Here is a 6,955-nt window from a genome sequence, read left to right on the forward strand (position 1 = left end):
TGTTTTGATTGAAATAAATAAACTTAGAACAGCGGGATGTAAATGCGGAAACGATAATATGCCTGCTGTATCTGCATTGGTAAGCAATTCATTATTGACAAAAACAGCCTTCAATTATGCTAAAGATATGAGTGATCGTAATTATTTCTCCCATATATCACCTGAAGGTACAAGTCCTATACAAAGAGCAGCAGCTGTCGGATATACCGGAAAATATGTAGGCGAAGTAATTGCTCGCAATTACAGTACTTCTTTCCAGGTTGTAATGGGCTGGAAAAATAGCGAAGACCATTGCAAGGCTATGATGAGTAGTAATTATGTAGAAATGGGTGTGGGAAAATCAGGAAATATATGGGTAGTAAATTTAGGTAAGTAAACTAATTTCCTTCTGCAGCTTTGTTATTGCTATCTCACAACAAACATTTTTTTTCTTCAACAAATAAATACAAAAAAACAGATTTATTCTCACTATAATGAGAATAAGTCTGTTTTTATATTTTACAAATTATATTATTCTCATTTTTTTATTTTACATATAGTCTTTTTAACCATAACTTGAAAATATATTTGAATTTTAAAACGTTATAATCTGTTTTTTCTAATTATAATTTAAAAATACACTTGCAGATCAATAAAAAACAAGGTAAATACTTAATTATTAATAAATTAGCATAACTAATCATTTAACCTTAAATTAAAATCTCATGAAAAAAACAATTTTATTTGTAGTATTAAGCCTAATGTTTATGGGTTGCGAAACAAGTGAATTAAGCAATGAATCAGAAGTTAAAGCTGCATGGTCATCATCTGATCAATATGCTAGTTGGTCAAATGGCGGTTATACCGTTTATAATAACATATGGGGCTCTGGCGCAGCAAGCCAGTCCATATGGGCAAATAATTACAGTAATTGGGGTATTTGGGCAAACCACCCCAATTCAGCCGGTATTAAATCATACCCCAATTCAACCAAATATGTAGGTAAGGTGTTAAGTACAATCAATACTCTTACAACCAGCTTTAATGCAACTACCCCTAGTGGAGGAGCTTGGGTTTCAGCTTATGATCTTTGGGATAGCAATAAAGCCAATGAAATAATGCTGTGGTTAAATTACACAGGAAATTCCGATGGTTCGGGAAATGTAAAACCAATTTCTTATAATTATTCATCAACTGGCGCTTCTGTTCCGGTATACACAAACCAAAGCATAGGAGGACATACCTGGAATGTATTCCGTGGAAATAATGGATCTAATAATGTTTATTCATTTTTGCGTACAACCAAAACCAACAGTGGCACAATAGATGCAAAAGCAATCTATAATTGGATAAAAAATAAAGGATGGTTTGGTAACGTTACTGTTGGAGACATACAATATGGATTTGAAATCTCATCCTGCTACGGTACAAACGGAAATGGATCAAACTTTACTTGTAATAGTTATTCTGTAACTAGTAATTAATCTATATAAGATAAAAGCAATCTTAAACTCATTTGTTATTTAACGATATTTATGCTAATTAATTTCACATGAGCATGATCAATTTAAATTGAAAATCTCTGCTGTGCATTGCAAAATATTGGTTCAACTATAGGGAGAAAGACGACGCATTTAAAGAGGGTATCAAAAAAGCTACCCTCTTTCTACTACTGCAATTTTATCATCAATAGCTAGTAAATAAAGAGTTAAAGTTTTGAATTATTTTTTTTTATATCTTTGTGGCTTATGCAAAAACAACTATTCACATATTATAGTTTAACGATTGGAATGATTGCCTAATTCCGGGTGTTCTTGTTTCTTGAATCATTAGTTTGGTAGTTTCCGTATTACCAAAGATGATTTCTATGGAGCAAACCACTTGGATGATACAGGATTAAGCAATTTTATTTCATCATTTTAAATTAATAAACAGTGAATAACTTATCATTATATGGTTGGAACGATACTCTGTTTCAACTCAAACAAGCATCACAGTACAAACATCTTTTCCATGGTCGTGTTGCCGCAGTAAATAAAACCAATTATGAGGTCATTGCGCAGAGTGGTCGGCTCTTGTGCGAATTGGCAGGTAATGTGCTTTATGGAAAGTCAGCATTTGAACTTCCCTGTACAGGCGATTGGGTTATTTTTCAACCTTTTGATAATAACAAAGCAATAATCGTTGATATTCTACCACGTAAACATACATTATACCGAAGAAGGAGCAGTACAATATCTGACAGACAAGCTATTGCATCCCATCTAAACAAGGCTTTTATTGTACAAAGCCTTGATGCCAATTTCAGCGTTCGCCGAACCGAACGCTTTATGGTTCAGGTTGTAGAGGAAAATATTCAACCAATATTGGTCCTCACTAAATCTGATTTGGAGTTTAATCGCCATTATGTAGAGGAATCTCTAAAACATCTTAAGGACCAAATACCGATCTTTTTTACAAGTATTCTATCCCCTGAAACAATACTTCCTTTGCAAGCATTTATAAGGCCGGGAGAATCGATTGTATTTGTAGGATCATCAGGAGTTGGAAAAAGTTCTTTAATCAATGCCTTGTGTGAACGCACAGTATTTTTTACATCTGAAATAAGTAAATCCTCCGGTAAAGGCCGACATACGTCAATCCGCAGAGAAATGGTGCTTATGAAGCATAGTGGTATTTTAATAGATACACCAGGGGTTAGAGAATTTGGTTTAGCCTCAGACAATTCCCAGACATTAGAAGATATATTCGATGTTTCTGATTTTGCAGAATCTTGTCGTTTTGAGAATTGTATGCATCTTGAAGAACCCGGCTGTGCAGTTCTCCAAGCTGTAAACAATGGTCTCATAGAGCCGCAAGTGTACAATAGTTATCTTAAATTGCGAAAAGAGTCATGGCATTTTTCTAGTTCTGAACATGAAAAACGCCAAAGAGATAAATCTTTTGCTAAAATTTCACAAGAGGCTAAGAGAATAAAAAAACGTTGATCTTTCTATTATTCAGTACAGGTGTTTCACTATTTGTTGGAACACCTGTATTATAATAAATACTCTTTGTGCCTAGAAGCGAATACTTTTTAGCCACAAAAAGGTAAGGCTGTTCCTTTTTCTTTTAGCTAAATAAATTACAAATCATCTGATTACATTTTGCAAAATAATTTTTAGAATTAAATGAATTTTCCCATAAATCCTAATGGGATATCTACTCCAAATTGATGATCATATACAAAGACATGATCTATCACTATTAAGTCAATATCTTCAAAGCTCCATAAAATTGTGGGGGAACAGGGACACCTTGTATTGGGATAAAGTGCGATATTTTTCTTGGCTGGGAATTTCAAAAACCTTTTTTATCAAGCTACATTAATAGTAAAAAAAAAAATTAATGTAAGACTTTGATTTTCTCTGCCAATAGTGCCAAAACCGGCTCTTTGGCAATCAAATCAAAATTCCAGATATCGTCTGTAATAAAAATATAATTACCCTCAAAACTGTAAATAAAATCTCCTCCTTCAATACCAATAATCCAATCTTCTTTTTTCAGATCAGGATAAAGACGTAATATTTTCCAGCAATATTCCCTGATTTCTTGTTGCTCAAAATCATCTAACAGGGGTAAAATACTCTGTTCTTGACTCAGTCCGTAAGTTAAGAGCATTTGATCAATCTTACTTTCCATGACATAAAGATAGTTTATATAAAAAAAATACAATGCAACATAAAACTCGATAAGATCAAAGAGTACCAACAGTCCTGATCCAATCATTTTTAATTAGCAAAGATAAATTAGTTTAAAAAAAACGCACTATTAACTGCAATTAAACCTTTAAGACTAATAGAACTTTTATCTTGGGATGAATTTAAAAAGATTAAACCTATATCGTTTAATCTTATCAAGGCATCTAAAAACTTTGCCTGGTTTTCCCGTTCCTCATCTATAGCTACTTTCTCAGAATAATGATCAATTCAAATACAACTTCCAATTGCAGTTAAGTCTTCTAAACTATAACTCTTGTTATAATTCTGAGCATGAACATGGAGTCCGTTTCAAATAAATTAAAAGTTTTACTCTGTATACAAATACTTTTTATTAAAGTTAAAAATAGTATATCTAAATAAAAAATAACTAACTCATTTTAAACAATTATATACCTTAGAGATCGATTTATAAGTTTTTTTATTTCAAAATAATAACCATCAATAAGACAATACATTGGTAAAAATCAAAAAACAAAGGGATTTAAAAGAGTTCTTATACCCGGTTATAACAAGCCTGAGTCTGGAGAAACTCGAACAGCTGGCTCTCATTCTGGAACTTCCCTTGGAGGGTATAATCAATTTTGAGAGCCAGAGGTATTTTAATCAAAACAGGATTAATGAAAAAAAGATCTTGTGAAGTGGTATTAATTCCATTTTTTATAAGATCAAACAAACTCAATTTTATTATCTATAACATAGAGTAGATTATGATTATCTAATACTCTTTATTTTTTTTACCAGCAGCTTTAATGTTTCAGTGGATCTGCGTTTGCTTTGCCTTAATTGTCTTTGCCCAGCTCTGATAGATTGGGAACCAGACACGATCCCCGTTGGAGCCATTGCAAAGCATCACGATACCGCTCTTGGTGGGTAAATGTAAAAACATTGCTGCACTCCAGCCTACGTTTTCTCCAGTATGTCCAATTGTTTGGAGACCTTCATAATTCATGAATCGGTATCCAAGACCGCTTTCTCCTTCATTGGAATATGGAAAAACAGGTTGCTCCATCAATTGTATTGTCTCTGGCCGTAAAACTTTATTTAACTTCCGAGAATCGGTTGTAATAGATAGCTCTGCAAAATGTGCTAAGTCCAGCACCGATGTTTGTAATCCTGCTGCTGCTTGTTCTGTAAATATTCTGTTTTTTATAGCATTTCCAAGCGTGTCGTACGCAGTGGCAGAATTCGCTTTCATGCCTTCGGTCCATTCATAAGAGGTGTCATCTAATCCCAAAGGTTGGAATACATTTTTTTTCATATAGTCCGCAAATTTTTCCTTTGTTTTTTCTTCAAGAAATAATTGCGCCAGAGTGTAACCGCCCCCAGAATAGTCCCACTTTGTTCCTGGCTCATTTATAAGATGTACACTTTCTCCATTTCTTTTTGTTTTTCCGTTTAGGGATTCTTCTAAACTTAATAATTTGGTTCCTTGCTCAAAGCCGCCATATCCATGCACGGAGAGACCCGATGTATGGCTGAGAAGGCGTCGAAGTGTAACTTTTGATACATCGTATTGGGATTTAGGCAGTTGCCAACGGGTTAAAGATTGATTAATTGGCTCATCAAGTTGTACAAGACCTTTTTCAGTAAGTTGCATAAATCCCCAAGCGGATACAACCTTCGAAATTGAGCCAATATTAAAAATTGTTTGTGGTGTTATGTTTTTTTTAGTTGCCGCATCAGCATAACCGATGCATTGAATCGATATGATTTTTCCATTTTGAATAACAGCAACAGCTATACCGGGAACATTGTTCTTTCTGGTAAATTCTAATCCTAATTTTTGAATCTCTATAGATAATAAATCTGCTTTTATGATTTTATTTTCTTTTGCTGCAGTCTTGTCACGTTTTGTTGAGCAAGCAAAAAGAATTGCAATACAACACGTGATAAGTAAATGATTAAGTTTACTGAGGTTCATTTGAGTTATGTTTTTTAGATGTGTTGCAATATTTTGGCACGTTAATATTGCTACTTTTATATTTACAATTACATTTCGGGGCAGTCTTACAATACTACTAATTAAGCTGCCTTAATTTTTCCTAAGCAAATAACGTATAATTCATACGTTATTTAAAATTACTAGAATTATATATCCAAAATATAATATATTCAGATTCTGTGAGTAAGATAAATTTCCAAGATGTCAATGTTCGCATCCACCAGCAGCCTGCAGATGGAGGGCACCTGTTCGCAATTTTCGTATTTAATCTTTATGCATTCTTCCAACTCGAAGATTTCCATCTCAAAGTCAAAAAATAGCCTGGATACCTCTTTGTTGCTTTCGGTTTTGACAACTATCCATCTTGGCTCATTTTTGTTTTTTCTCAAAATTACCGGATTTAGGATTAACTGCTGCATTTGTGGCTTCTTTATAGAGGAAGTGTTAACTTGAGCCCACTCTGACTTTCCAATTTTTGCCGAAAGTAAAATTACTCGATCGAAATGCCATTAAATTGTAAAAATGCGAATAGTAAGCAATTTTTTAAACGAGAGCAAGTAATTCGGTATGTTTATCCTTTCCGGGAAACATGGGATTGATAGCTAAAAAGTGCTTTCCTAATGCTACTAGCGTTACAGACCGATTCCATGTTCAAAAGCTAGCTACAGAGGCCCTGCAGGAAATCAGCATTAAATATCGTTGGGAAGTTATCGACCTGGAAAATGATGTTATTGAAAAAGCCAAAAAATCAAAAGTAAATTTTGAATCTAAAACACTTCAAATGGGATACCCTTAAACAATTACTAGCCAGAAGCCGCTATTTCTTGTACAAAACCAAATGGAAATGGACTTCAAAGCAAATAGAACGTGCTGCGTTACTATTTGAATTATATCCTGATTCAAAAAGATATAGTCTAACTCAAGAGCTCCGTAGTATCTTTGAGAATAAAAAAGACAAAATCATTGGTTTTGCAAAATTAGCCAAATGGCATGAAAAAGTAAATCAATCTGGGTTTAAGTCTTTCGGTACAATTTCTCCTACCATTATGAATCATTATCAAACCATATTGAATTATTTTGACAACAGAAGCACAAATGCTTCTGCAGAATCATTCAATGCTAAAATAAAAGCATTCAGATGAAAATTCAGAGATGTTAGAAATATAGAATACTTCCTTTTTAGGCTAACTAATATTTATGCTTAATTTTTACTGCTCCTGAGATTTCCGTGGCCATCCGTTATCACGGCTCGCTACATAACTGCAGTATTTTT

7 protein-coding genes are annotated in these 6,955 nt (G+C 33.6%); 5 read left to right on the plus strand and 2 right to left on the minus strand.

Translation table 11 applies throughout. The features are described from left to right. Nucleotides 1-4: 4 nt before the first annotated feature. The 3 genes from IRZ78_RS24995 to rsgA all read left to right on the plus strand — a co-directional run bounded on the left by IRZ78_RS24995 (nt 5) and on the right by rsgA (nt 2,966). A complete protein-coding gene (locus tag IRZ78_RS24995) occupies nt 5-376 on the plus strand; it encodes a CAP domain-containing protein (protein WP_194620108.1) in 372 nt (123 codons plus the stop codon). Nucleotides 377-704: 328 nt separating this feature from the next. Further along, complete coding sequence (locus tag IRZ78_RS25000; RefSeq protein ID WP_194620110.1) at nt 705-1,463, plus strand: glycosyl hydrolase; 759 nt, start codon at nt 705-707, stop codon at nt 1,461-1,463. 450 nt (nt 1,464-1,913) lie between these two features. Beyond that, complete coding sequence (gene rsgA, locus IRZ78_RS25005) at nt 1,914-2,966, plus strand: ribosome small subunit-dependent GTPase A (RefSeq protein ID WP_194620112.1); 1,053 nt, start codon at nt 1,914-1,916, stop codon at nt 2,964-2,966. A gap of 397 nt (nt 2,967-3,363) precedes the next feature. Here the strand turns inward: rsgA and IRZ78_RS25010 are convergent, their stop codons facing one another. Both IRZ78_RS25010 and IRZ78_RS25015 read right to left on the minus strand, forming a co-directional pair. Next, a complete protein-coding gene (locus IRZ78_RS25010) occupies nt 3,364-3,660 on the minus strand; it encodes a hypothetical protein (RefSeq protein WP_194620114.1) in 297 nt (98 codons plus the stop codon). A gap of 834 nt (nt 3,661-4,494) precedes the next feature. After that, a complete protein-coding gene (locus IRZ78_RS25015) occupies nt 4,495-5,661 on the minus strand; it encodes a serine hydrolase domain-containing protein (protein WP_194620116.1) in 1,167 nt (388 codons plus the stop codon). Nucleotides 5,662-6,271: 610 nt separating this feature from the next. On the opposite strand from IRZ78_RS25015, the gene IRZ78_RS26390 reads away from it, so the two are divergent. Beyond that, nucleotides 6,272-6,478, plus strand: a complete 207-nt coding sequence (locus tag IRZ78_RS26390) for a transposase (protein WP_194620125.1) — start codon at nt 6,272-6,274, stop codon at nt 6,476-6,478. Beyond that, the gene (locus IRZ78_RS26295; RefSeq protein WP_255552390.1) at nt 6,444-6,824 is read left to right on the plus strand and encodes a transposase; all 381 of its coding nucleotides are present in this window, start codon (nt 6,444-6,446) and stop codon (nt 6,822-6,824) included. The genes IRZ78_RS26390 and IRZ78_RS26295 overlap by 35 nt, the downstream gene beginning before the upstream one ends. Nucleotides 6,825-6,955 lie beyond the last annotated feature (131 nt).

This window comes from Flavobacterium sp. CSZ, from assembly GCF_015350725.1.
Taxonomy (GTDB): domain Bacteria; phylum Bacteroidota; class Bacteroidia; order Flavobacteriales; family Flavobacteriaceae; genus Flavobacterium.